The 23,637-nt window shown below is 64.4% G+C and carries 25 protein-coding genes and 1 pseudogene; 16 read left to right on the top strand and 10 right to left on the bottom strand.

The features are described 5' to 3' along the window. Positions 1 to 83: 83 nt before the first annotated feature. Positions 84 to 878, top strand: a complete 795-nt coding sequence (locus AAA989_RS07300) for a 3'(2'),5'-bisphosphate nucleotidase CysQ (RefSeq protein ID WP_338242121.1) — start codon at positions 84 to 86, stop codon at positions 876 to 878. Positions 879 to 914: 36 nt separating this feature from the next. Here the strand turns inward: AAA989_RS07300 and glpX are convergent, their stop codons facing one another. Next, on the bottom strand, positions 915 to 1,907 hold the full coding sequence (gene glpX, locus AAA989_RS07305; RefSeq protein ID WP_338242122.1) for a class II fructose-bisphosphatase: 993 nt from the start codon (positions 1,905 to 1,907) through the stop codon (positions 915 to 917). Between the two features lie 51 nt (positions 1,908 to 1,958). On the opposite strand from glpX, the gene AAA989_RS07310 reads away from it, so the two are divergent. After that, positions 1,959 to 2,441: a hypothetical protein gene (locus AAA989_RS07310; RefSeq protein WP_338242123.1), complete on the top strand. Its 483-nt coding sequence runs from the start codon at positions 1,959 to 1,961 to the stop codon at positions 2,439 to 2,441. Here AAA989_RS07310 and AAA989_RS07315 read toward each other — a convergent pair. After that, on the bottom strand, positions 2,438 to 3,748 hold the full coding sequence (locus AAA989_RS07315) for a homoserine dehydrogenase (RefSeq protein ID WP_338242124.1): 1,311 nt from the start codon (positions 3,746 to 3,748) through the stop codon (positions 2,438 to 2,440). The genes AAA989_RS07310 and AAA989_RS07315 overlap by 4 nt on opposite strands. A gap of 77 nt (positions 3,749 to 3,825) precedes the next feature. Further along, a complete protein-coding gene (locus AAA989_RS07320) occupies positions 3,826 to 4,704 on the bottom strand; it encodes a hypothetical protein (RefSeq protein WP_338242125.1) in 879 nt (292 codons plus the stop codon). Between the two features lie 370 nt (positions 4,705 to 5,074). On the opposite strand from AAA989_RS07320, the gene AAA989_RS07325 reads away from it, so the two are divergent. From AAA989_RS07325 to AAA989_RS07345, 5 genes are all read left to right on the top strand, one after another. After that, positions 5,075 to 5,725 carry an energy transducer TonB gene (locus tag AAA989_RS07325; protein WP_338242126.1) on the top strand — a complete coding sequence of 217 codons (651 nt, stop codon included), beginning with the start codon at positions 5,075 to 5,077 and terminating at the stop codon, positions 5,723 to 5,725. Between the two features lie 36 nt (positions 5,726 to 5,761). Continuing rightward, positions 5,762 to 6,562, top strand: coding sequence for a MotA/TolQ/ExbB proton channel family protein (locus AAA989_RS07330; RefSeq protein ID WP_338242127.1), 801 nt, complete (start codon positions 5,762 to 5,764; stop codon positions 6,560 to 6,562). Between the two features lie 85 nt (positions 6,563 to 6,647). Continuing rightward, the gene (locus AAA989_RS07335) at positions 6,648 to 7,184 is read left to right on the top strand and encodes an ExbD/TolR family protein (protein ID WP_338242128.1); all 537 of its coding nucleotides are present in this window, start codon (positions 6,648 to 6,650) and stop codon (positions 7,182 to 7,184) included. A 35-nt stretch (positions 7,185 to 7,219) separates the two neighbouring features. Next, positions 7,220 to 7,654 (top strand): ExbD/TolR family protein, encoded by a 435-nt coding sequence (locus tag AAA989_RS07340; protein ID WP_338242129.1) that lies wholly within the window; start codon positions 7,220 to 7,222, stop codon positions 7,652 to 7,654. A gap of 169 nt (positions 7,655 to 7,823) precedes the next feature. Continuing rightward, entirely contained in the window at positions 7,824 to 8,267 is a 444-nt protein-coding gene (locus tag AAA989_RS07345) for an ExbD/TolR family protein (protein WP_338242130.1), read from the top strand. 113 nt (positions 8,268 to 8,380) lie between these two features. Here AAA989_RS07345 and AAA989_RS07350 read toward each other — a convergent pair whose 3' ends face one another. Beyond that, on the bottom strand, positions 8,381 to 10,843 hold the full coding sequence (locus AAA989_RS07350) for a ligase-associated DNA damage response DEXH box helicase (protein WP_338242131.1): 2,463 nt from the start codon (positions 10,841 to 10,843) through the stop codon (positions 8,381 to 8,383). 324 nt (positions 10,844 to 11,167) lie between these two features. Here AAA989_RS07350 and AAA989_RS07355 point away from each other — a divergent pair, with 324 nt between their 5' ends. Continuing rightward, positions 11,168 to 12,064 carry a BON domain-containing protein gene (locus AAA989_RS07355; protein ID WP_338242132.1) on the top strand — a complete coding sequence of 299 codons (897 nt, stop codon included), beginning with the start codon at positions 11,168 to 11,170 and terminating at the stop codon, positions 12,062 to 12,064. A gap of 100 nt (positions 12,065 to 12,164) precedes the next feature. Here AAA989_RS07355 and AAA989_RS07360 read toward each other — a convergent pair whose 3' ends face one another. The 5 genes from AAA989_RS07360 to AAA989_RS07380 all read right to left on the bottom strand — a co-directional run bounded on the left by AAA989_RS07360 (position 12,165) and on the right by AAA989_RS07380 (position 17,063). Further along, positions 12,165 to 13,523 (bottom strand): MFS transporter, encoded by a 1,359-nt coding sequence (locus tag AAA989_RS07360; RefSeq protein ID WP_338242134.1) that lies wholly within the window; start codon positions 13,521 to 13,523, stop codon positions 12,165 to 12,167. A gap of 139 nt (positions 13,524 to 13,662) precedes the next feature. After that, a complete protein-coding gene (locus tag AAA989_RS07365) occupies positions 13,663 to 14,469 on the bottom strand; it encodes a DUF2059 domain-containing protein (RefSeq protein WP_338242135.1) in 807 nt (268 codons plus the stop codon). Positions 14,470 to 14,481: 12 nt separating this feature from the next. Then, positions 14,482 to 15,912, bottom strand: coding sequence for a phosphoglucomutase/phosphomannomutase PgmG (gene pgmG / locus AAA989_RS07370; RefSeq protein ID WP_338242137.1), 1,431 nt, complete (start codon positions 15,910 to 15,912; stop codon positions 14,482 to 14,484). Between the two features lie 30 nt (positions 15,913 to 15,942). Further along, positions 15,943 to 16,227 (bottom strand): J domain-containing protein, encoded by a 285-nt coding sequence (locus tag AAA989_RS07375; RefSeq protein ID WP_338242138.1) that lies wholly within the window; start codon positions 16,225 to 16,227, stop codon positions 15,943 to 15,945. A 5-nt stretch (positions 16,228 to 16,232) separates the two neighbouring features. After that, positions 16,233 to 17,063: a division plane positioning ATPase MipZ gene (locus AAA989_RS07380; RefSeq protein WP_338242140.1), complete on the bottom strand. Its 831-nt coding sequence runs from the start codon at positions 17,061 to 17,063 to the stop codon at positions 16,233 to 16,235. An 81-nt stretch (positions 17,064 to 17,144) separates the two neighbouring features. Between AAA989_RS07380 and panC the strand changes: the two genes are divergently transcribed. From panC to AAA989_RS07420, 8 genes and pseudogenes are all read left to right on the top strand, one after another. Further along, on the top strand, positions 17,145 to 17,996 hold the full coding sequence (panC, locus tag AAA989_RS07385; RefSeq protein ID WP_338242142.1) for a pantoate--beta-alanine ligase: 852 nt from the start codon (positions 17,145 to 17,147) through the stop codon (positions 17,994 to 17,996). Beyond that, positions 17,993 to 18,376 carry a nuclear transport factor 2 family protein gene (locus tag AAA989_RS07390; RefSeq protein WP_338242143.1) on the top strand — a complete coding sequence of 128 codons (384 nt, stop codon included), beginning with the start codon at positions 17,993 to 17,995 and terminating at the stop codon, positions 18,374 to 18,376. Before panC ends, AAA989_RS07390 begins: the two co-directional genes overlap by 4 nt. A gap of 59 nt (positions 18,377 to 18,435) precedes the next feature. Next, positions 18,436 to 18,600 (top strand): annotated as a pseudogene (locus AAA989_RS07395) (ATP-binding protein); the annotation flags it as partial. A gap of 76 nt (positions 18,601 to 18,676) precedes the next feature. Further along, on the top strand, positions 18,677 to 18,844 hold the full coding sequence (locus AAA989_RS07400; protein WP_338242145.1) for a tryptophan-rich sensory protein: 168 nt from the start codon (positions 18,677 to 18,679) through the stop codon (positions 18,842 to 18,844). A 241-nt stretch (positions 18,845 to 19,085) separates the two neighbouring features. Continuing rightward, the gene (locus AAA989_RS07405; RefSeq protein ID WP_338242146.1) at positions 19,086 to 21,080 is read left to right on the top strand and encodes a TadE/TadG family type IV pilus assembly protein; all 1,995 of its coding nucleotides are present in this window, start codon (positions 19,086 to 19,088) and stop codon (positions 21,078 to 21,080) included. Next, positions 21,077 to 21,682: a TadE/TadG family type IV pilus assembly protein gene (locus AAA989_RS07410; protein ID WP_338242147.1), complete on the top strand. Its 606-nt coding sequence runs from the start codon at positions 21,077 to 21,079 to the stop codon at positions 21,680 to 21,682. Before AAA989_RS07405 ends, AAA989_RS07410 begins: the two co-directional genes overlap by 4 nt. After that, positions 21,682 to 22,347: a TadE/TadG family type IV pilus assembly protein gene (locus tag AAA989_RS07415; protein WP_338242148.1), complete on the top strand. Its 666-nt coding sequence runs from the start codon at positions 21,682 to 21,684 to the stop codon at positions 22,345 to 22,347. The genes AAA989_RS07410 and AAA989_RS07415 overlap by 1 nt, the downstream gene beginning before the upstream one ends. A 42-nt stretch (positions 22,348 to 22,389) precedes the next feature. Beyond that, a complete protein-coding gene (locus tag AAA989_RS07420) occupies positions 22,390 to 22,761 on the top strand; it encodes a hypothetical protein (RefSeq protein ID WP_338242149.1) in 372 nt (123 codons plus the stop codon). A gap of 42 nt (positions 22,762 to 22,803) precedes the next feature. On the opposite strand, the gene AAA989_RS07425 is transcribed toward AAA989_RS07420, so the two are convergent. After that, the gene (locus AAA989_RS07425; protein WP_338242150.1) at positions 22,804 to 23,091 is read right to left on the bottom strand and encodes a hypothetical protein; all 288 of its coding nucleotides are present in this window, start codon (positions 23,089 to 23,091) and stop codon (positions 22,804 to 22,806) included. Between the last annotated feature and the right edge of the window lie 546 nt (positions 23,092 to 23,637).

Below are 23,637 nucleotides of genomic sequence, written 5' to 3' on the forward strand. Positions count from 1 at the left end.
CGGGATTGGTTTTCGCGGGCGCTAAAGCATCATCGCGCGACGCTTGCAATCGGTTCCGCCGCGTCGCAAATGCCTTTTCATCGATGATCGACAGCATGAGACTTGAACAGATTTGCCGCGAGGCGGGCCATATGGCGCTTCGCAAGTGGCCGGGCGAGGGTAATCCCGACGGGCAGGCGCTTGAAAGCTGGGAAAAATCTCCCGGCAGCCCCGTCTGCGAAGCGGACCTGGAGGTCGATACCTTTCTCCGCCGCGAACTGGGCGCGCTGCTGCCCGCTGCCGGATGGCTGTCGGAGGAAACCGCCGACAGCGATCACCGCCTGGAGAAAGGACTGATCTGGCTGGTCGACCCGATCGACGGCACGCGCGACTACATACGCGGGCGGCGCGGGTGGGCGATTTCGGTTGCGCTGATATCCGCCGGCAAGCCGCTGCTCGGTACGCTGGTGGCCCCGGCGCGCGAGGAAGTGTGGTCTGCCGTTGCGGGCAAGGGTGCCTGGCTCAACGGGGGCCGGTTGAAGGCCAGCACGCGGACGCAATTTCCGGGGGCGCGGGTGCCGGCGCACGACCTGCCGAAGGACGATGCCGACCTCACGAAAGTGGAGCAGCCCAATTCCATCGCCTTGCGCGTGGCCATGGTGGCGGACGACAGGGCCGACCTCGTCGCCACCCTTCGCTGGGGCTACGAGTGGGATATCGCCGCCGCGGCCCTGATCGCGCGCGAGGCGGGAGCCAGCGTCACCGATGCCTTCGGCAAGCCTCTTGCCTACAACAAGCGCGATCCGCGCGCGTTCGGCCTGCTGGCCAGCGCGCCGGGCATCCATGCCGCCGCCGTGGAAAGGCTGGCGGAACGCGCAGCGCGCCTGGTGCACAAGTAGCCGGAGCGCCAGCGGTCACGGCCCACCCACCAGCGATCAGATGCGGTGTTCGCCCCGCACCCAGCGAACCGTTCCGCTGCTGGCGCGCATCACCACGCTCTCCGTTGTCATGATCCGTTCGCCGTTCGGCCGCTTGATGCGCTTCACGCCGCTTAGCAGCGAGCCATCGGTCACGCCCGTTGCAGCGAAGATGCAGTCGCCCTTCGCAAGGTCGTGCAGCTTGTAGATGCGGTCGAGATCCTCGATCCCCCACTTCGCCGCGCGGCGGCGTTCGTCGTCGTTGCGGAACAGCAGGCGACCGTTGAACTGCCCGCCGACACAGCGCAGCGCGGCTGCCGCCAGCACGCCTTCGGGCGCGCCGCCGCTGCCCATGTACATGTCGATGGTGGTGTCCTGGTCGGTCGTGGCGATCACGCCTGCGACATCGCCATCGCCGATCAGCACCACGCCGCAGCCAATTCCGCGCAGCTCGGCGATCAGATCGGCATGGCGCGGGCGATCGAGCACGCACACGATGATGTCCCTGGGCTCCACGCCCTTGGCCTTGGCGACGGCCTCGACATTCTCGGTCACGCTCTTGTCGAGGCTGATCACGTCCTCGGGATAGCCGGGGCCGACCGCGATCTTGTCCATGTAGACGTCGGGCGCGTTGAGCAGGCAGCCTTCTTCCGCCGCCGCCAGCACGGCCAGCGCGTTGGGCCCTGCCTTGGCAGTGATGGTGGTGCCTTCCAGCGGATCGAGGGCGATGTCGATCTTGGGCCCCTTGCCCGGCGCGCCGCCCACTTTCTCGCCGATGTAGAGCATGGGCGCCTCGTCGCGCTCGCCTTCGCCGATCACCACTGTGCCGTCGATGTAGAGCGTGTCGAAGCTGGTGCGCATCGCCTCCACCGCGGCGGCGTCGGCGGCCTTCTCGTCCCCGCGTCCGACAAGGTCGGAGGCGGCAACGGCGGCGGCCTCCGTCACGCGGACCAGTTCCAGCACAAGCACTCGGTCGAGCACGCTTTCGGAGGAGGTCTTCTTGGAATTCATTGGTAATTCAGGCTCCCATCTGAATGTCGGCTTCGCGCTTAGGTCGGGGGGATGACATTGTCGAGGCAGCTTGCCCTGTTTTTTGCAACAGCTGCCCTGGCGTCAGGCGCCCAGGCCCAGCAGGCCTATGGGCCGGTCGACTCGAACGCAGTCGTCGATGACGACGAGCCCGTACCGCTCACCGAACCCGAATTGTGCGAGGAAGAAGTCCGCGAGGACGGGGCAATCGTGGTCTGCCGCGAACTTCCGCAGTCGGAGCGCTACATGTCACCCCTGCCGCGCCCCGTGCAGTCGGACAGGCGGCACGTGCCCGGCCTTACCGATCCGCCTTGCTGGATGCTCGGCCTCGGGCCGCCGAGCTGCATCCGCATGGGCTACGTTCCGCCCTATCCCCCGCTGATCGACACCACTGCATTTCCCGAACCGCTGAGCGCGGCGGAGGCGGCGGCGGTAAGCGCCGTTCCCGTGGATGAGGCCGAGAAGACCGAACTCACGGGTGAGCGCGAGCCGATCGATCTTTCCGAAGACGGCTAGCCGATCAGGCGCATCACCAGCGGCTCTTCCACCAGGCTTGGCGACCCGTCGAGCAGGTCGAGAGCCTTGGTGACGGCGCTTTCGGGTCCCTCGTGGGTCACTATGGCGACCAGCACCGGCTCGCCATCGGCTTCCTCAGGTCGGCCGTGCTGCATCATGCTCTCGATGGAGACGCCGGCATCGCGCATGGCGGCGGTGATTTCGGCCAGGACGCCGGGACGATCGGCGACGATGAAGCGAACGTAGGCGCGGTTGCGGCGATTGCCCGGATCGGCGGGCGTGCTGGCGGTCAGCGAGGCCACCGGCTGCGAGAACGGCGCCATTGTGGTGCCGCGGGCGATATCGATCAGGTCGGCCACCACCGCGCTGGCCGTGGGACCATCGCCCGCGCCCGCGCCTTCGAACAGCAGGCGGCCCACGTGGTTGCCTTCGGCCACCACGGCATTGGTCGGACCGTCGACCGAGGCCAGTGGGTGGCGGACCGGGATCAGGTAGGGCGCGACGCGCTGGAACAGGTGACGCTCGCCGTCCGAATCCGTGCAATCGGACAGGCCGATCAGCCTGATGACGTAGCCGAGCGCACGCGCCTGCGCGATGTCGGCGGCGCGAATGCTGCTGATGCCGCTGGTGTCCACGGCGTCGAAATCCAGCTGCGTGCCATAGGCATTACTGGCCAGGATGGAGAGCTTGTGCGCCGCATCCACGCCTTCGATATCGAAAGTCGGATCGGCTTCGGCATAGCCGAGCGCCTGGGCATCGGCGAGCACCTCGGAAAAGTCCCTGCCGGTCGTCTCCATTTCGGAAAGGATGTAATTGCAGGTGCCGTTGAGGATGCCGTAGATGCGCTCGATCCGATTGGCGGCAGCGCCTTCGGCCAGCCCCTTGATCACGGGGATGCCACCCGCCACCGCGGCCTCGTAACGCAACGGAACGCTGTGCTCCTCGGCCAGCCGGGCGAGTTCCAGTCCGTGATGCGCCACCATCGCCTTGTTCGCCGTGACCAGGCCCTTGCCGCTGCCGAGTGCCTTTCGCGCCAGGGCCAGGGCGGGGCCGTCCGATCCGCCGACCAGCTCCACCACCACGTCCACGTCGTCGCGTGCGGCGAAGGCGGTCATGTCGTCTTCCCAGGCGAAGGGAGACAGATCGACGCCGCGATCCTTCGCGCGTTCGCGCGCCGATACGGCCACGACCTCGATAGCCTTCCCGGCGCGGCGCGCGATCAGGTCGCCGTTTTCTTCCAGCAGGCGCAGGACGCCCGCCCCCACGGTGCCGAGCCCGGCCAGTGCAATTCGCAAGGTGTCTGCCATGAATATCCCCGTCCGTCAGTCGCGGCAGCAGGCGTTAGGCAAGGCGAGGGCCGTTGGCCAGACCAGTCGTGCTTTGCCTAGGTAAAGCGCCGCTCGCAGGGCCCGAGCTGGTCAAGGATGAAGGCGTAGTCCTCGCGCGCCTGGTCTTGCGATGCACGGTCGCGCTGAAGGAAGGAATCGTCTGGCAGTTCGCGCGGCAGGAAACAGGCGAAACGGTACCATGCCAGCGATCGGGGCTCGGGCGGAGTTGCCGAAGCATCGACCAGCTCGCCAAGGGACACGCCCCATTCGGGGGTCATGCCAGGGCGGCGAATCACCGAAAGAGAAACCGGCGCACCGGTCTCGGTCTCAACGAACATCTGCGTCTCCGATTCGCCCGCCAGGTTGCCGGGGACCGAGATGACGTCGCGCAAACCGGTGATCACCGGCGGCACATCGCTGGATGCAAGCTGCGTCAGCACGCGGCGAACGCGCGCCTCGATATCGGGGCCCGCAGGCAGCATCGAATCGGACGAAAGCAACTGGATCGCCCCCGGCTGGGTGCGGGAAAGGTCGCCGAACAGCAGGAATCGCTTGTCTTCCAGATCGGGCGCATCGCCATCGGCCAGGCGGGGCTGATCGACCACGTAGGTCAGCTGTTCGCCCACGCCCTGCGGCGCTGCCAGCAGCGCTTCGGTCTGCGCTTCCACGTACAGGCGCACGCGCGAAGGCGGCACGTCGGGCGCACGTTCCGGCGGATAGGAAATCTGCTCGGCGACGCTGACGATGGCCACTGTATCCGCTTCCATCGCCATGGTGACCAGGTCGGCATAGGTCGGTGCCTGCGAAGGAGGCAGTTCCGCGACCGGCCTGTCCTGAGAGAGGGCAGGGCCGGAACTGGCGCAGGCCGCCAGCGAAAAGGCCATGGCGGAGGCTATCACCGCGCGGGCGGTACGAGGAAGAAAATGCGTTTGCATGGCGGTCCTTATGCTTGCGGCGGCGCCTTCAGACAATGCGCAACAGCGCCCTTCGGGTCCGCTCCTCGCACCAGCACAGCTTTGCCGTGCTGAATCCCGACTTAATCAACAAAGGGTTTGCCCCATCCCTTTCAGCCCGTTAAGAGCCGCCCAAGTCTGTCCGGGAGAATGATAGAAATTTTCTCGCTGTGGCGTTATGGGCACAATTCTGGTTGTGTTGCGTAGATGTCACAAGGTATCATGCGATAGACCAACAAAATCATGCGGGGCATTCCGGGAAAATCCCGGGTTGTCTCAGGAGGGCCGGATTTTCGATCCGGCCGGACGTAAAACGGAGTGAAGGGACTGGATGGCTTACGCTGACCAAGAGATGAGCGGCAGTCGAATAGTTTCGATTGTCATCGTTGCCCTCATCCACGTTGCAGTGGGCTACCTGCTCATTTCCGGACTCGCCATTTCGGCGGCGAAGGAAGTGATAGAGCGCGTGACCACAGTGGATATCGAGGAGCCGGAACCGGAGCCGGAGGAAGAGCCACCGCCACCCCCGCCCGAACCCGAAACTGCGCCGCCGCCGCCAGTCGCGCCGCCGCCGCCAATGAACATTTCGCCGGCACCGCCGCCGATCCGCACGCAGACGAACATCCCGCCGCCGGCACCCCCGGCGCTGAGGATTCCGCCTCCGGCACCGGCTGCGCCGCCTCCGGCACCGCCGCCGCCGCCGCCTTCGCAGGCACGTCCGGCATCGCCCGACGGCCAGGCCCGCTGGCAGCGCCGCATCATCGAAAACTATCCGTCGCGCGCCCTGCGTCGCGAAATCGAGGGTACGGTCGGTGTAAGCGTTACCGTCAGCGCGGACGGACGGGTCTCGGGCTGCCGTGTCACCCGTTCTGCCGACCCCATTCTGGACCAGGCCGCGTGTGACGACATGGAGCGCTACGCCAGGTTCAACCCGGCGCTGGATGACGCCGGTCGCCCGACTACGGGCAGCTGGTCGACCAACATCGTTTACCAGATCAACTGATCGAACAGATTTTCTCTAGGAAGAGGACACAAACGCATGCTTATCGAAATTCTTGCCGCGGCCGGGGAAGCTCCGGTCAACGAGTTCGGCTTCATGGAAGCCATGGAACAGGGCGGCCCCGTCGCCTGGTCGATCCTCGCCGTGCTGGTCATTCAGTCGGTCGGTTCGTTCTACATCCTGTTCACCAAGATCTTTGAACAGAACAAGGTGATGAAGGAATACCGCACCAACCGTACCGCTTTCTGGCGTGCCGGTTCGATCAAGGAAGGCGCCACCAAGTTCGACAAGAACAGCGCATGGCGTCAGCTCGTCGACGACGGCATCCGTGCCGGCGACGAATCCGAGAAGATGCACGACACCCTGGAATCGCATGACTGGCTGCACGGCACGCTCGCCCGTTCGGAAAGCGCCATCATGGCCAAGCTGAACGGCGGCCTGCCGTTCCTCGCCACCGTGGGTGCTACCGCTCCGTTCGTCGGCCTGCTCGGCACCGTGATCGGCATCTACCGCGCACTGATCAACATCGGCATCGAAGGCTCGGCCTCGATCGACAAGGTTGCCGGCCCGGTGGGTGAGGCCCTGATCATGACCGCCATCGGTCTGCTCGTGGCCGTGCCCGCGGTGTTCGCCTACAACTACCTGATGAGCCGCAACCGCAAGATCTCCGCGATGCTTTCGGGCTTCTCGACCGACCTGCAGGCCAACATCACCTCCAACGGTGCCGTGAAGCCGGCTCTGGCCCCGACCGCGACCAAGTCGACCTCGGCCACCAAGCCCGCCACCACCAAGCCGGGTGCAACGGCCACCTCGACCTCGCCCAACGCGCCGAAGCGTTAAGCGGTCGATATACCGATCCGGCGGGCGTTTTCGCATGCGAGCGCCCGCCGCCAGAATTCAAGTAACCTGAGATAGGACTAGAGACATGGCCATAGCGATGGGAGATGGCGCCGGCGAAACGCCGATGTCGGACATCAACACCACGCCGCTGGTGGACGTCATGCTGGTGCTGCTGATCATCTTCCTGATCGCGGTTCCGGTTGCCATCCAGACGGTCGAAGAGCTCGAGATCCCGGTGTTCGCCTCGACCGAATCGGATGACAAGGTAGAAAACCTGCTGATCACCGTGACGACGACCGACGAGACCGGGCGCACCCCCAGCACGCTCAACACCGCCTTCACCGGCGCGACGCGTGAAGGCGAGTGCCGCATCTTCCTCAACAACACCACGCTGGTCGACTCCGGCGAGCTGTACGACCGCGCGTTCGAGCGCCTCGACACCATCGTTCAGCGCGCTGGCGGCCCGGAAGCGATCATGCAGCAGCCCGAGCTGATCCCGCAGGTTCACATCCGCGGTGACGTGAACGCCCCGTGGCGCTGCGTCGCGGGCACGATCTTCAACGTCCAGGCGGCGGGCTATCCCACCGTCGGGTTCATTTCCAACCCCGTCGACCCCAACTGATCGGCGCGGACGAGTAATCTAAGGAGTAAGCTACCATGGCAATGTCAGGCGGCAGCGATGATGGCGAGCCGATGATGGACATGAACATGACGCCGTTGATCGACGTCCTGCTCGTGCTCCTCATCATGTTCATCATTACCATCCCGGTGGCGACGCACGCGGTCAATATCGACCTGCCTTCGCCCACCAACAACCCGGACACCCCGGAAGTCGATCCGGTCAAGAACAAGATCGTGCTGACGCCCACTGGCGAGATCCTGTGGAACGCCGAACCGATCAGCCAGGGCGAACTGGTGGGCAACCTGCAGCAATCGCTGACCTATGCGGTCGAGCCGGAACTGCAGTTCGAGCCCGAAGCCAACGCCAGCTACGACCTGTCGGCCAAGGTGCTCAACATCATCAAAGCCAGCGGCGTGACCAAGTTCGGCTTCGTCGGCAACGAGAAGTATCGCTCGTTCGGCAAGGAATAATCGCCTCGGGCGATTGCGCTTTCAAGCAATGCGAAAAAGGGGCGGAGCGATCCGCCCCTTTTTTTGTCCGTCTCATTTCGCCAGAGGGGCAGTTACCGCCTGTCCATCCGGGCAACTTGACCGAGATACGATTGTGTGATGTTATGTTGTTACACAATCGGAGGAAGCCATGGCAATTCGTTCAAGAATGCTCGATCGCAGCTTCAACACCACGCCGCAGCCGATGAGCGAGCTCAACATCACGCCGCTGATCGATGTCCTGCTCGTCCTTCTGGTGATGCTCATCCTCTCCATCCCCATCGCCGCCCACCGGCTCGACGTGGACCTGCCGGGACCCGGAAAAGGACCGATAACGGATTACGAGAGCGTGTCGCTCGTCGTCCAGCGGAGCGGCACGGTGCTGTGGAACGGCGAAGCAGTCTCGAGCGAGCAGCTGAACGCACGCCTCGCCAGCGCCGCCGCCCAACCCGAAATGCCGCTGATCCGCTTCGAACCCGACGCCGAGGCCAGCTACGAGGCAAGCGTCCACGTGATCAACGCCGTAGCCGACGCGAAGCTCGACAAGTTCACCTTTGTCGGCAACGAGCGATACCGGGAATTCGATGCGGACTAAGTTCCCGCGGTATTCCCTTCAACGGTCGCTACCCGGACTGCTTTCGCAGGCCGACTAGACGTTGGTCGCGATAGTAGCGACGCTCGCTCTTGCGATCATGGGCTCGGCGGCCATCAAGCCTCCCCCAACCCCTCCGGCAAGCCGTCCACGCGCATGGCCGCGCCTGCCAGCGTTTCCGCCTCCAGCAGCAATTCGTCGTCCTGCGCCCCCTGCGGCACGGCTTCGCGACCGATCATCACCATCACCGGCACGGCGAGCGGGCTTACCCGGTCGAGCGTGACGTGGTCGAGCCGCTCTGCAGCGGTATCGAGAAGGTCGCCCAGCCGTCCGATGTCGGTCATGCGCGCGCGGGCGTCGGCCCAGGCGGCCTCGATCAGCACGTGATCGGGCTCGTACTTGCGCAGCACGTCGTAGATCAGGTCGGTGCTGAAGGTGACCTGCCGCCCGGTCTTGCGCTTTCCAGGATGCTGACGTTCGACCAGGCCGCCAATCACCGCAACTTCTCGGAAGGCGCGGCGAAGCAGGTGCGAGTCCTGCACCCAATCGATGAACTCCTCGGTCAGGATGTCGGGCGAGAGCAGCGGGCGGGGGTCTTCCACCGGTCTCAGACCCCACACCGCGAGCGAATAGTCGTTCGCCACGAAGCCCCCGGGCATCAGGCCCATCGCCTCCATCCGCGCGGTGATCAGCATGCCCAGCGACTGGTTCGCGTTCCAGCCGGTGAAAGTATAATAGACGGTGTAGTACCGCTTCGCATGGGGGAAGCTTTCTACCAGCAGGTTGTCCGGCCCCGGCAGGTGACTGCGCCAGTCCTGCACTTCCAGCCATTCGCGCACGTCATCTGGAAAGCGCGCCCATCCCGCCCGGTCGGTCAGCATGGCACGGACCCTGTCGGCAAGGTGGGTGGTCAACGGCAGGCGAAGGCCGCCATAGCTGGGTATCATCGCCGCCTTCGAACTGGCGCGCACGATCAGCTCCATGTCCTTGAGCTGCTCGACTTCCAGATTCACCCCGGCAAACTGGAAGGTATCGCCGGGGCGCAGCGAAGCGGCAAAGCGTTCCTCCACCTTTCCCAGCGATCGCCCGTTGCAGAAGCGCACCTCCAGCATTTCGGAATCGACGATGATCCCCGCATTCATGCGGTGGCGATAGGCCTGCTCCGGGTGGCTGAGACGCCAGACACCGTCGCGATCGCGTGTGATCCGCTTGAACTTGTCGTAGGCTTTCAACGCGTATCCGCCCGTCGCGACGAACTCCAGCACCCGCGAAAAAGCCTCCGCATCGATCATGGCATAGGGCCAGCACGAGCGGATTTCCGCCAGCAGTTCCTCCTCCCGGAACGGCCCGGCGCAGGCGCAGGCCATCACGTGCTGGGCAAGAACGTCCAGCCCGCCGGGGCGAAAATCCTCCCCGTCGCGCTGGCCTTCCTCCACCGCCTGCATGGCCGCTGTCGCCTCGAGAAACTCGAAGCGGTTGCCCGGCACCAGCAAGGCGCGGCTGGGCTGGTCGAGCCGGTGGTTGGCGCGCCCGATCCTCTGCAGCAGGCGGCTCGAGCCCTTGGGCGCGCCCATCTGCACCACCATGTCGATGTCGCCCCAGTCGACCCCCAGGTCGAGGCTGGCCGTGCACACCAGCGCGCGCAGTTCGCCGCGCGCCATGGCTCCTTCGACCTTGCGCCGCGCCTCCTTCGAAAGCGAGCCGTGGTGGATGCCGATGGGCAGGTTGTCCTCGTTGGCATCCCACAGGTTCTGGAAGATGTATTCCGCGAGGAACCGGGTGTTGGTGAATACCAGAGTGGTCTTGTTCTGGCGGATACGCTCATAGAGCTGAGGGATGGACCACGTGGCCGCATGCCCGCCCCACGGCACCCGCTCCTCTACGGGCAGGAGAATTTCCACCTCCGGCTCCGCACCCGCTTCGCCCTGCACGAGTTCCACCGCATCGATATCGCCCCAGGGCGCGATCCATGCCCGATAGCCTTCCGGATCGGCGACCGTGGCCGACAGCGCGGCGCGCTGCATGTCGGGCGCGATGGCCTGCAGGCGGGAAAGTGCCAGCGCCAGCAGATCTCCGCGCTTCTGGGTGGCGAAGGCGTGGATTTCGTCCACCACCACACGCTTCAGACCCGCGAACAGGGTAAAGCTGTCCTCGAAGCTGAGCAGCAGCGACAGGCTCTCTGGCGTGGTCAGCAGCACGTTGGGCGGCTTGCTGCGTTGCCGCTTCTTGCGGTCTGACGGGGTATCGCCGCTTCGCGTCTCGATCCGCAGGTCCAGCCCCATCTCCTCCACCGGCGTCAGCAGGTTGCGCTGCACATCGTGGGCCAGGGCCTTGAGCGGAGAGATATAGAGAGTGTGCAGTCCATCGGGGCGTGCACCTTCCGCGATGCGCGAGGGGCAGAAGGCTGCAAGGGTCGGCAGGAATCCGGCCAAGGTCTTGCCCGCCCCGGTATCGGCTACGAGCATGGCGTGCTTTCCCGCGTCTGATGCCGCCAGCATCTCGTGCTGATGGCGCCGGATGCGCCACCCGCGGCCGGCGAACCAGTCGGCGATTTCGGGCGGGATGGCGGCGTCGGTCATGCGAGGGGAAAACGATCCTTCGGGCGAAATGTTCTTCATGCTTGCCGTGGCGGGCGGGACTTGGCCAGTCCCCGTCAACAATACGACTCACACGGCGGCGCACAAACCGCTCCGCTCGTCGCGCGCATCCAACTTTTCGCTTTTATGACAATTGTTTAGTCAGGCCGGGTCGCCCGATTTCCGCGCCGAGTGGCGCAACCGCGCGCCCGGCCGACCGTTTTGTTGTCATGGGTCCTCGGCGATTCGAGGAACTCGTGCCGGAGGCGGGGACCTGCCTCGCCTCCGGCCATCACGAAACGACATGGCAGGAGGAGAGAGAACATCATGGCAGACAAGAACAGACGCAATCGCGGCCAGCAGGCGGGATATTTCGAAGACGACTATGGCCGGCAGGAGGAACAGTTCTACCAGCCCCAGGGCCAGGCGGGCGAAAGCTATCAAGGCGATTACGACGAGGTCGGTTACCGCGACGATTTTCGCCGCAACGATGCGAGCCGCGGCCTGTCCGACCGCCAGCGTGGCCAGGGTCGCCGGGGGCGCGAGTACGATCCGTTCAACGAATACGATCGTGACAGCTACCGCTCACAGCAGAGCCGTTCGTCGGTCTTTGGCGGACGCGACCGGTCGCGCGGTTTCTATCGCGACTACGACCGCGACCGGGGCGAGCGCTATGGACAGCGTTCCGACAATTTCGAGACGCGGGGCGATCGGCATGAAGGTCGTTACGGCGGACGGAACCGTGACCGTGACGAATACCGCGATCGCGACCGCGACTTCTTCGACCGGGCGGGCGACGAGATCGCCAGCTGGTTCGGCGACGATGAGGCGGAGCGCCGCCGCGAGATGGATCACCGGCGCGAGCACGGTCGCGGCCGGTACGAAGCCTACGAGCGGGGCGAGGACCATCGCGGACGCGGGCCGAGCAACTACAAGCGATCCGACGAACGCATGCTGGAAGATGCCTGTGAGCACTTGACCCGCGATCGCGGCGTCGACGCCAGCGACATGGAGGTCACCGTGAAGAACGGAGAGCTTACTCTAGACGGCAAGGTGAACACCCGCTGGGAAAAGCGCCGCGCCGAGGACTGCGTGCACAAGGTTTCGGGAATCGGCCACGTGCAGAACAACCTGCGCGTCCGCGATACCGAGATGCGGGCCGATCGTCAGAGCGAGGAAACGAGCTCCAGCAGGACGACGACCGGCAGTTCGACAACAAGCTAGCCCATGATCGGGACCTCCCGCGGGCATCGACCCGCCCCGGGACCTCCTGATGGAGAGGCGCCGTGCATCTCGCGCGGCGCCTCTTTCGCGTGCGGCGTGCCTAGTTCACGCGAGCGGGCGGCCCTTCGCCATGGGGCAGTTCCTCGGCAACCTGGTGCTGCGCGCGGTTCTCGCTGGGATATTTCACGCTGAGGGCAATGCCCAGCACCAGCAGCCAGGCGATGGCCAGCGACCAGTAGAACCATTCCGGGGTCCCCGCGCCGGCCGTTTGCGCGGCAAGCCATGCCCCTGCCGGACGACCGAAGTTCCCCACCGCCATGTAGATCGTGAACTGCGTCGCCGCGACGGCCGGCTTGCACATGCGCATGGACAACGTGATCTGCGCGATGAAGTAGAAGATCTGCATCATGTCCATGGTGACCTGGAAGCCGATCAGCACGCGCGAATCCGCCCAATGCTCGCTGGCAAAGCCCATGGCCGTCATGGCAACGATGCCAATGATCAGCGCGAAGACCAGCGTCCTTTGCGCGCCCACCTTTTCCGTCAGGAAGCCGCCCACGAGGATGCCCATCACCCCGCTGACGAATGTCAGAAGCGAGATGAAGCTGGTGTACTCGGTCAGTTCCCAGCCGCCCGTTTCCTGGAACAGCACCGGATGGAACGCCTCGAACCCGCCCCAGGGAAGCGAGCGGACGAACAGCGCAGGGATCAGCAACAGGCTGAGCGGCATGATCACGGCGAAGAACGAGTTCTTCAGCAGCGGTGCCCAGGCTTCCACCTGGATCTTCAGATTACGCGGGTGGCTCTCGCCCGCCGTCCAGGGCAGGTGTCTCTCGCCTTCGCGCTCACGAATGGCGATACCGAACAGCATCACCAGGCCCGGCACGACCGCGCCGACCAGCAGGCACACCGCTATGCCGAATTCGGCGAGCAGCCAGCCGCCGACCGCCGTCGTCGCGGCGATCCCCACCAGCTGCGCACCGCCCATGATGCCCCCCGCCTGGGCGCGCTCCTTCTCCGGCATGATGTCCACCGCCAGGCTGTCTATCCCCACGTCCTGAAACGTGACGGCGGCATTGGCCACGAAGCCCAGCACCGACAGCAGCAGCACGTCCTGAGCCGAGGGATAAAGCACCGCCCCGCCGACGAGTGCGACGACGATCAGCCCCTGCGCGCCGATGATCCACACCCGCCGCCGCCCCATCGGCAGGAAGGTGTAGCGATCGATGAGGAACCCGTTGACGAGCTTGAGCGACCAGGGAAGCGCGGCGATCCCGACGACGGAGGCGATTTCGACGGTGCCCACGCCGTTCGCGGCCATCCAGGTCGGAATGGCGTAGAAGAACAGTCCGACAGGAAAGCCCTGGGTGAAGTAAAACAGCAGCAGGGTAGCAAATCGCAGCGGCATGCTTTGGGTAAGAACCAGGGATACGGGTTGCCCTGATGCAGTCGTCGCCATGAACAGTCCCCCCGGAAAGTCCATCCAGAAGGCCAGTATTGTTCAGGCCGTGCAAGCCGGAATTTACAACACCTTGTTTTCGGCAAGAATGTTCTCGCCGCGGGTTAGTTGAATCTGGCGTCTTGTCGCCAGGGCTGACCTACATGCCGCTTTCCCGCGCTTCGGCGGCGGCCTGCATGCCCTGCTCCAGTTCCTGCGCGGACAGGCCCGTCAGTTCCGTCAGCCTGGACCGTTCGCTCTTGGGCAGATCGGCGAAGCTGCGGACGGCGGGAATGTCGGCCAGTGCCTGCTCCAGCATGGCCGGCATCTGCGTCATCGGGCCGAACAGCACGTCGGGTTCGGCAAACAGGGCAGCCATGATGCGCGGGTCGGCCGCCATCGAGTAGGACTGCCGCGCATAGGCAAGGCCGGACTCGGTGGAGAAGAAGGCGTCGATATCGACGAGCTCCTGCTCGGTGAAATGGATGGCGTAGAGTTCTGCCATCACCTCGCGCATGATGGGTTCCATGCGGGTCATCATGTCGCGCGTCATGGATTGCGTCAGCCCGGTCACCGCCCGGTTGCGCTCGCGCCAGGCGGGATCGACGATGGCCAGCACCTCGGTCGCGGCCGCGTTGTCGAGGCCAAGCTCACCGGGTTGATAGCCGAGCGCACCGGAAAGCGCGGCACCGGTGTCGGAATTGGCCATTTCCATGACGGGTCCGAGCAGCCCGTCGAACACTCCGCCCATGACCTCGTCCAGCGTGCCGGGGGGCATGATCTTCGAAACGATCTGCTGCGCCATGGGCAGGCGGCTCTTCTGCTCCGCTGTCAGCGGTTCCACTTCGAACATCGCGCCCATCCGGGCGATCTCCGTCATGTCCGGCTCGTCCTGCGCCATTGCCGGGGCGGGGGACATGGCGAGGGCGGCAAATCCCGCCAGCGAGATAACCGTCTTGCGAAGCATCGACCCTACTCCCTAGTGCCCCACGCTTTCGCCGCGTTCCAGGCCGCTCAGGGCCAGTTGCTCGTCGATCTGGTTCATCAGTCGCTCCAGCCCGTCTTCGCTGTCGCTTTCGGCACGGGCCACCAGCACGTCCTGCGTGTTGGAGGCGCGCAGCAGCCACCAACCGTCGGGCGTGGTGACGCGCACGCCGTCGGTGGCGTTCACCTCGACGCCTTCGGGTGCATCGCCACCGGTCAGCCGTGCCTTCACCTCGTCGACCGCGTCGAACTTGCGGCTCTCGTCTACCTGGAAGCGCATTTCCGGGGTGTTGAGCATGTCGGGCATGTCGCCGCGCAGCTGTGTGACCGACTTGCCCAGCCGCGCGGAAGCGGCCAGCAGGCGGACACCGGCATAAAGCGCATCGTCGAACCCGTAGTAATCGTCGGCGAAGAAGACGTGCCCGCTCATTTCGCCCGCCAGCGGCGAGGAAACTTCCTTCATTTTGGACTTAATCAGCGAATGGCCCGTCTTCCACATCAGCGGCGTGCCGCCGCAGGCCGATACGTGATCGAACAACGCGCGGCTGGCCTTCACATCGGCGATAATCGTGGAGTTAGGTAGTTTTGCGAGGAGGTCCTCGGCATAGATCATCAGTAACTGATCCCCCCAGATGACGCGGCCTTCGCCGTCGATTGCGCCGATGCGGTCGCCGTCGCCGTCGAAAGCCACTCCGAAGTCGAGGTTCTTGTCCGCGACAAGCGCCCGAAGGTCGGCAAGGTTGGCCTCGACAGTGGGATCAGGATGATGATTGGGAAAATTTCCGTCGACCTCAGTGAACAGCAGGTGGTGCTCACCCGGAAGGCGCTTGGCGAGGAGCTCGAGCGCGGGACCGGCGGCGCCGTTACCGGCGTCCCAGCCGACCTTCACGCCGGCGAGCGCGCTCTCGTCCACCCCCGCGAGTGCAGTCAGGAGACGCTCGATATACTCTTCGAGGATGTCGACGCTCTCGACCTCGCCGGACCCGTCGACCCAGTCCCCTTCGGCCGCGATGGCGCCCAGCCGCTGGATGTCGGCGCCGAAGAAGGGGCGTCCGCGAAATACCATCTTGAAGCCATTGTAATTGGCGGGATTGTGGCTGCCAGTTATCTGAATGCCGCCTTTTACCTCTTCGGCTGAGGCTTCGGCGTAATAGAGCATCGGCGTCGGGCCCATGCCGACCCGGCGCACATCGCAGCCGCTGGCCGTCAGCCCCTCGATCAGGGCGTGCTCCAGCATCGGCGAACTCACCCGCCCGTCATAACCCACGGCCACCTTCGGCTGCTCGTCCTCTCCTTCGAGATCGCGCCGGAGCAGGGTGCCGAAGCCGCGGCCGATGGCGCGGGCGTCGTCGGCCCCCAGGGTTTCGCCGATGATCCCGCGGATATCGTATTCGCGCAGCACGGTGGGGTCGAAGGTGTGTTTCATTGCGGCTCCTCGGTCTTGTCAGGCCAGCGGCTATTTCGTGTCGTCGGGCAATCCGTCCAGTAGCAGGTCGCGCGCGGCATTGGCCTCGTGCACCTGCTCGCTGCTGCCGCCCCTGTCCGGATGAACCAGGGCGACAAGGCGCTTATGCGCTGCAATTATGTCATTCCTGGTTGCAAAGCGCGAAACGCCGAGTGTTTCCCGCGCCCGCGTCACGGCCTGCTCGCGCGCGGATACCTTGGGCTGCCACGGCCAGCGCTTGAAGATCCAGTAGTAGAGCAGGATCACGACGCCGACGATGACGATGAATTTGCCCATCAGTGTCAGGCCGGCTCGACCATGGGGGTGGTGGCAGGCTGCACCGTATCGTCTCCCCGCTGCGGCACGGGCAGTTTCAGGAGCACCACGAGGTTGCGCAGTTCCTGCCGGGCGACGAGGTGGCTCGTGCCCAGTTCGCCCAGGTGCCCCTTGTCGAGCAGAGTGAGGCCCGAGGGGAACAGTTCGCGGTAGACCACGCGTTCGGAAAGGCCCTGCACGGCGCGGAAACCGACGCGCTTCGAAAGCTCCGTCAACGCCTCGTCGATGCGCCGCTGGTTGCGCGCGTCGGTATAGCCGGTGCGGTTGCGCACCACGACCCAGTCCATCTCGCGCTTCTGCTCCTCGATGGTGGCGCGGCTGCGCTTGATGCGGGCTTCCCAGATCAGCTCGGCGTAGAACGAGAGCCTGCGGACCTTGAAGCTTTCCGCGTCCACCTGTCCGATCAGGTCGAAATCCACGAAGCTGTCGTTCATCGGCGTTACCAGCGTATCGGCGCTGGCGGCCACGTGGCGCGCGAAGGGATCGTCGCGGCCCGGCGTATCGAACAGCAGGAAGTCCGCGCCTTCCCCGATCCGCCGCGCTTCCTCCTCCAGCTCTTCCACGGTGTCGCCATGGCAGACGTCGAACGTCGGGCCGGGCAGGCGGACATTGCGGCGGCGCTGCGTTTCGGCGCGGTTCTCGCAATAGCGGAAAAAGGTGCGCTGGCGCGTGTCGAGATCGAGCGCGGCGACCTTCGCCCCCTGGTAGGCCAGGGCCACGGCGACGTGGACGGCGGTGGTGGACTTGCCGGTTCCGCCCTTTTCATTGGCGAAGACGATACGGTGAGGCGCTGTCACTGGCGGTCTTTCTCTAATGGGTCTGCGGCGCTAGGCCGCAACTACGCAGTATAACTGGCAGTCTATCGGAGCGCCGCGTTCATGCAAACCGTCAGCACCCTCTCCAACCTCCGCCAAGCTGTGGATGACTTGCGCGAATCCGGCACTTTGGCGCTGGTTCCCACCATGGGCGCGCTGCACGAGGGGCACCTGACCCTTGTGCGCGAGGCGGCGAAGATGGCCGATCACGTCGCGGTTTCGATCTTCGTCAACCCGCGCCAGTTCGGCGAGGGGGAGGACCTGGACGCCTATCCTCGCCAGATGGCGGAAGATTCGGCGAAACTGGAAGGGGAGGGCGTGGCGCTGCTGTGGGCGCCCGGCCTAGAGGCGATGTATCCCGAAGGCTATGCCACCAATATCAGCGTTTCCGGCGTCAGTGCCGGGCTGTGCGGGGCGGACCGCCCCGGCCATTTCGACGGTGTCGCGACGGTGGTGTGCAAGCTGTTCAACCAGGTGCGGCCCGACATGGCGTTGTTCGGCGAGAAGGACTGGCAGCAGCTGGCCGTCATCCGCCGCATGGCGCGCGATCTCGACCTCGTGCGGCCGCACGTCGATGCGATCCACGGCGTGCCCATCGTGCGCGACCCCGATGGCCTGGCGATGAGCAGCCGCAACGCATACCTTTCGCCCGAGCACCGTGCCGCCGCCGCCACGCTGCCGCGCGCCATGGACGAGGCCATCGCCCGCATCCGGGACGGGCAGGAAGTCGGCCCGACCCTGGCCATGCTGGAAGACCAGTTGCTGGGCGCGGGCTTTGCCAGAGTGGACTATGCCGAGTTGCGCGACGCCGACAGCATCGCCCCGCTCGCTGCCGACAACGGCAACGCCCGCCTGTTCGTCGCCGCCCGCATCGGGGGAACGCGGCTGATCGACAACAAGGGCATATCACGATGACAGAAGACGATTTCCGCACCTACGTCGCCGCCTTCAATGCCGCCGATTTCGACGGTTTCGGGCGCTTCTACGCCGACGACGTGGTATTCGAGCTGGGCAGCCGCAAGCGGATCGAGGGGCGCGAGAACATCCTGGCATTCTACCGCCAGGTCCGCGCGCATATCGACGAGCACGTGGACGTGCAGGGCGTACTGATCGGTCCGCGCAATGTCGCGATGTATTGCCACACCACTTTCCGCACCGTGAAGGACTGGCCGGATTACGAGTTCGGCGCGACCGTAGCGGGCGACGTGCGCGAGGTGGAAACCATCGCCTGGTACGAACTGGACGAGAGCGGACGGCGCTTCACCCATATCCGCGGAGGACGCTTCAAGCCGTGATGAGCGCGGTGCCAAGGGCACTTGCCGTATGACACAAACGCGTCCAATCTGATTGACACATGGCGCGCTTTCCCTTCTCCGCGATCGTCGGTCAGGACGAGATGAAGCAGGCGCTTCTGATCGCCGCAGTCGATCCCGCCGTGGGCGGGGTGATGGTGTTCGGCGACCGGGGCACCGGCAAGTCCACCGCCGCCCGCGCACTGGCCGCGCTGCTGCCGCCGATTTCGGTGGTGGAGGATTGCCGCTTCGGCTGCCTTCCCGAAGAGAAGGGCACTTGCCCCGATCCCTGCCCTGGCTGAAGTGCCTTTCCTTTGGCTGTCGGTCCTCGCCCTCTGCGTGGTCCTGCGCGAGTGGTCGGTCCTGGCCAACTGGCTGATCGTGCCTTACCTGGCCTGGGTGAGTTTCGCCGCGATCCTCAATCTGGAAATCGTGCGCCTCAACCGGCCTTTCTCGAACGGGGCAACATAATAATCCGGAAGCTGGCGGACACGCCTTGGTAAGGTGCGGCGCCAGAAAAGCCGGATAATTACGGGTCGTGATATCCAAACAACTTGCTGGGTTTGTTTCATCTATTGGAGCCGTGTTCTGCCGTTAACCCCATAGCAAGGCTAACCACAGACATTTCCTTATAGCTTGTTCTCTAGCTCCCTGGGCCAATGCGAATTGCCTCAGGAAGGAAGCGCGTAGCGACGCTTGTCAGAGCATGCCTATGTCAAAACTCAACAGGGACAGAAATCAGGCAGGCCGTCTGATTCTGGATGAGACGGGAAGCCTGCTTCCTATTGCCGCGATGGGCTTCCTGGTTCTTGCCGGGATCGTCGGCGGCGGCATCGACATGAGCAGGGCCTACAAGGCTGAGAACCGGTTGCAGGCGGCATGCGATGCGGGCGTCCTGGCCGGGCGGCGTGCCGTCGGCACCGATGGTTTCGATGCGGATGTGCAGGCCGAGGCCAACGCCTACTTCGCCAACAATTACGATGAAGACAGGCAGAGCTCGCGCAACGTCGTGTTCACGCCGACATCGGACGATGACGGCAATACGATCAGTGGCACTGCCTCGGCCGACGTCGAAACCTCGATCATGCAGGTCTTCGGCTTCGACACGATTACCATCAGCGTGGCCTGCTCGGCATCCATGGGCGTCGGAAACAGCGACGTGACGATGGTGCTCGACAGCACGGGCTCCATGGGCTGGACGCTGGAAGCGGGCGGACCGACCAAGCTGTCGATGCTGCAGGACGCCATGAAGAACTTCTACGATACCGTGGAAGCGTCCACCGCGGGCGGCAATGCCCGGATCCGCTATGCCTTCGTCCCCTACAGCCAGACGATCAACGTCGGACACCTGCTGCAGTCCAACTGGCTCGTCGACGAAATGGAAATCCAGTCGCGCGAGCCGCAGTACGAAACCGTTGTCGTGGAAACCGGCGAGTTTTCGCACTGGGAAGAACCCGAATACTCCACGTCTTCGGGCGAAAGCGATTCCTGGGTCGTGGAAGAAGGGCTGCTCAACGACACCGAATACTCGGGGCGGAACTCCTGCAACCGCGATCTGCCCAACGACACCAACTGGTCCAACTCGGGCGGTTCCTCGACCGATACGGGGACCGAGATCAACAACCGGGGCCAGCAGGTCACCACCACCACGACCACCCAGCGGCAGACCCGCCGGACATATACGTGCGTGCGTGAAGAGCGGGGATGGGGCGGTAACCGGGTGCGCTACTGGGCACCGCAGTTCACCGAATATGCGCGTGACAGGTACCAGTACAGCTTCGAGACGCGCGACCCCGTGATGATGACGGTCGAGACCACCGAGTTCTCGCACTTCATCTACAAGCAGATGGATTACGACGTCAGCACCTACAAGACGTTCGCATCGGTCACCACGCCCACCGGCGATGGCGGCACCGATGTCAGTTCGACCTGGCAGGGCTGCATCGAGGAACGCGAGACGACCCCGGCGGCAAGCTTCACCTACAACTCGGTGGTCGGCATCACGCCTGTCAGCGCCAAGGATCTCGATATCGACTCGGCTCCGGATTCGGACGACGCCACCAAGTGGCGGCCGATGTGGCCGGAAGTTGCCTATTACCGCACCGAGTGGGTCAGCAACTGGTATGGCGGCTACTGGGACCTTACCAATGCCCATGAAACCGAGTACGGCGGCCAGGCGGTCTCGCGTTGCCCGCAGCGTGCGCAGCTGCTGCAGGAAATGGACGAGGACGCGTTCGACAATTACGCCGACTCGCTGATCGCCGTAGGCAACACGTATCACGACCTGGGCGTGCTCTGGGGTGCGCGAGTCAGTTCGCCCGAGGGCATATTCGCCAGCAACGTCAATCTGGAACCGACAAACGGCGGCAACGTGTCGCGGCACATGATCTTCATGACCGACGGTGCGATGCAGCCCAGCATTTCCATCCAGAGCGCATACGGCATCGAGTATCACGACCGGCGCGTTACGGCGAACGGCTCCAACCACCATGCCCGTCGTCACACCGAGCGCTTCCTCGCCGTCTGCGAGGCGGTCAAGGCGAAGGGCATCCGGCTGTGGGTGATCGCCTTTGCCACGGGTCTTACCGAGGATCTGGAAACCTGCGGGTCGGACGACAGCTCCTTCCTCGCCGAGGACGCCGAGCAGCTGAACGAGGCTTTCCAGGAAATCGCCAAGGAAGTCGGTGAACTGAGGATCGTGCAATGACGGTAAGGCACTCCTACGACACGCTGGGAAGGGACCTGGCGAATGACCAGCGCGGCGTCACGATGGTGGAGTTCGCCCTGATCGCTCCCACTTTCCTCATCCTGCTTCTGGGAACCTTCGATATCGGACAGATGGTCTATGCCCAGTCGGTTCTGAACGGCGCGGTGCAGTCCGCCGCGCGCGACGCTTCGCTCGAAGGGGGGGATACCGACGCCGCGGACGCCCTGGTGCTCCAGCAGATCGAGGGCATAATGCCGGGCGTGGAACTGGAGACAGAGCGCACCAGCTATTTCGATTTCGCCGACGTGGAACGGCCCGAGCAGTGGAACGATGCCGACGATAACGGCATCTGCAACGATGGCGAGGCCTTCGTCGACGAGAACGCCAACGGGCAGTGGGACCAGGATATCGGCGTCTCTGGCAACGGCGGCGCAAACGACGTGGTGATCTACACCGTGGAGGCCTCGTACGAACCGCTGGTGAAGGTGCCGTTCATCGGCGAGCCCTGGAGCACGCGCACCCTCACGTCGAGCGCCATCAAGAAGAACCAGCCCTTCGCCAACCAAGAGGGCTATTCATCGCAGGCAGGGACATGCAGCTGATGACACGCAAATGGCCTCACGTCCGCCGCATGCTGCGACGGCTGCGCACCGAAACCCGCGCGGTGTCCACCATCGAGTTCGCGTTCATCCTGCCGCTGTTCATCGGCCTGGGCCTGACCGGCGTGGAACTCGCCTACATGTCCACGATCAACATGCAGGTGAGCCAGACGGCGATCTCGCTCGCTGACAACGCCTCTCGCCTGGGGCAGACCGACAACAGCAGCGTCACCCCCACGGTGACCGAAGCCGACATCGATTCGATCATGTCGGGCGCCCTGCGCCAGGGCGAAAGCTTCGACCTGGGCGAAAAGGGCCGGATCATTCTTTCCAGCCTGGAATACGATGACGTCACCGGGCTGCAGTACATCCACTGGCAACGGTGCGCCGGCGATATGGAAGCGGAATCGATCTATGGCGACGATGGCGCCAACAACGGCCTGGGCTCGACCGAGATCGACGGCGTCGGACGAGACGACAACGTGATCCGCGCGGCGCCGGGATCCGCCGTGATGGTGGCCGAAGTCTACTACGAGCACGAAGGAATCCTGCGCGGCACCTTCGGCGAAACGGCCACGTTCAGGGAAGAGGCCATCTTCGCCATTCGCGACGACCGTAACCTCGGCCCCGGCATCACCGGGTCCGGCGGCGAGTCCTCGTGTTCCTGAGGTGCATCGGGAATTAGTGCCGCCACGGCAAAGGAGCAGACGATGAGCAAAGGACTCTACGCAACCATGGCCATCGGCGTCATCTTTGTGGCGTCTTCGCTCGTCGAGGAAGGCGGCGTCATCGACAAGGTCGCCAATGCCGACAAACCTCCCGAACTGGCGCAGGCCGAGGCCGACAGCGGACCGACGAGCCCCGCACCCGGCGCGGTCCTGGCGAAAGCGGAAGTGCCACCGCCGCCGCCTGCCGAATCCAATAGCTGGGGCTGGTTCAACGATCCCGAGCCGGAGCCGATGCCGGTGACACCGCCGGCGCTTGAGCAGCCGGCAGCTACCCCCAGGCGGGAAACGAGAAGGCAGGGCAATTCCGGGGACGTCGGCGAACTCGACCGCCACCGCATGAACCTCGAAGAATAGTCGGCGCCCACGCGGCAGGGAGAGCCGCGGCTCTCCGATATCTCACTTGCGGCCGCGCTTCGTCTTCATTTCGAGGTCGAGAACTTCGACCACATCGCTGCGACGAGGGTCGATGGTGATCGGCTCCTTTTCGTCGAGCGCATCAAGATCGGCGAAAGCCTTCTCGATCTGCTCCCGTTTCTCCAGGATCAGCCGGGCCACCCCTTCGGTGAGACCGCTTTCCTCGCCGACGCGTCCGAGGGCATGCGTAATGTCACCGATCACGGCACTCCTGGCGCTGGTGTGGAGATGCCCTCTATTGTCGAGATAGGCTTGGATCGAGTGGGCCATGGCTTACCCCAATAGCAATCGGATCCTCTCTTCAAGAGAGGAAGAATGGTTCAAGTCCTGGCGAAGGGCAACCTAGGCCAACGGTCGTATTGGATTGGAAACAGGTCTTGATCTTTGCTGGGCGTCAGATCGAACACATTCTGTACTCGCGAATGTCGCAATATGAGCAAGTATCGACATGGACAGCCGGTCTGATAGGTTTATCGGCACGATGAATCCGATGAGGTCACGCGTCTGGCTTCGCCAGGGAAGGAAGGCATTTCATGCGGAAATTCCAGTTCCTGGCCCGCCTCGTCCCGGCTTTTCTCGCCATCAGCCTCCCGGTTCCCTCTGCAAGCGCGCAGAACGCGGAAATCGACCCAACTGGGGAAATTGCGGCAGAGGAACTCGCTACCGAGAGTAGCGATGCTCCGATCGAGGATGTCGTAGACACCATAGCCGAAGAGGTCTTCGAGGAACCGACCAATCCCCTGGTGACGCTCGAGCAGTTCGAAGGCTTTGAAGAGAACGTCCAGGCGGCTGTCGCAGCGCTGGAAGACGATACGG

Origin of the sequence: Aurantiacibacter hainanensis, from assembly GCF_036321025.1 — a bacterium.
GTDB lineage: Bacteria > Pseudomonadota > Alphaproteobacteria > Sphingomonadales > Sphingomonadaceae > Alteraurantiacibacter > Alteraurantiacibacter hainanensis.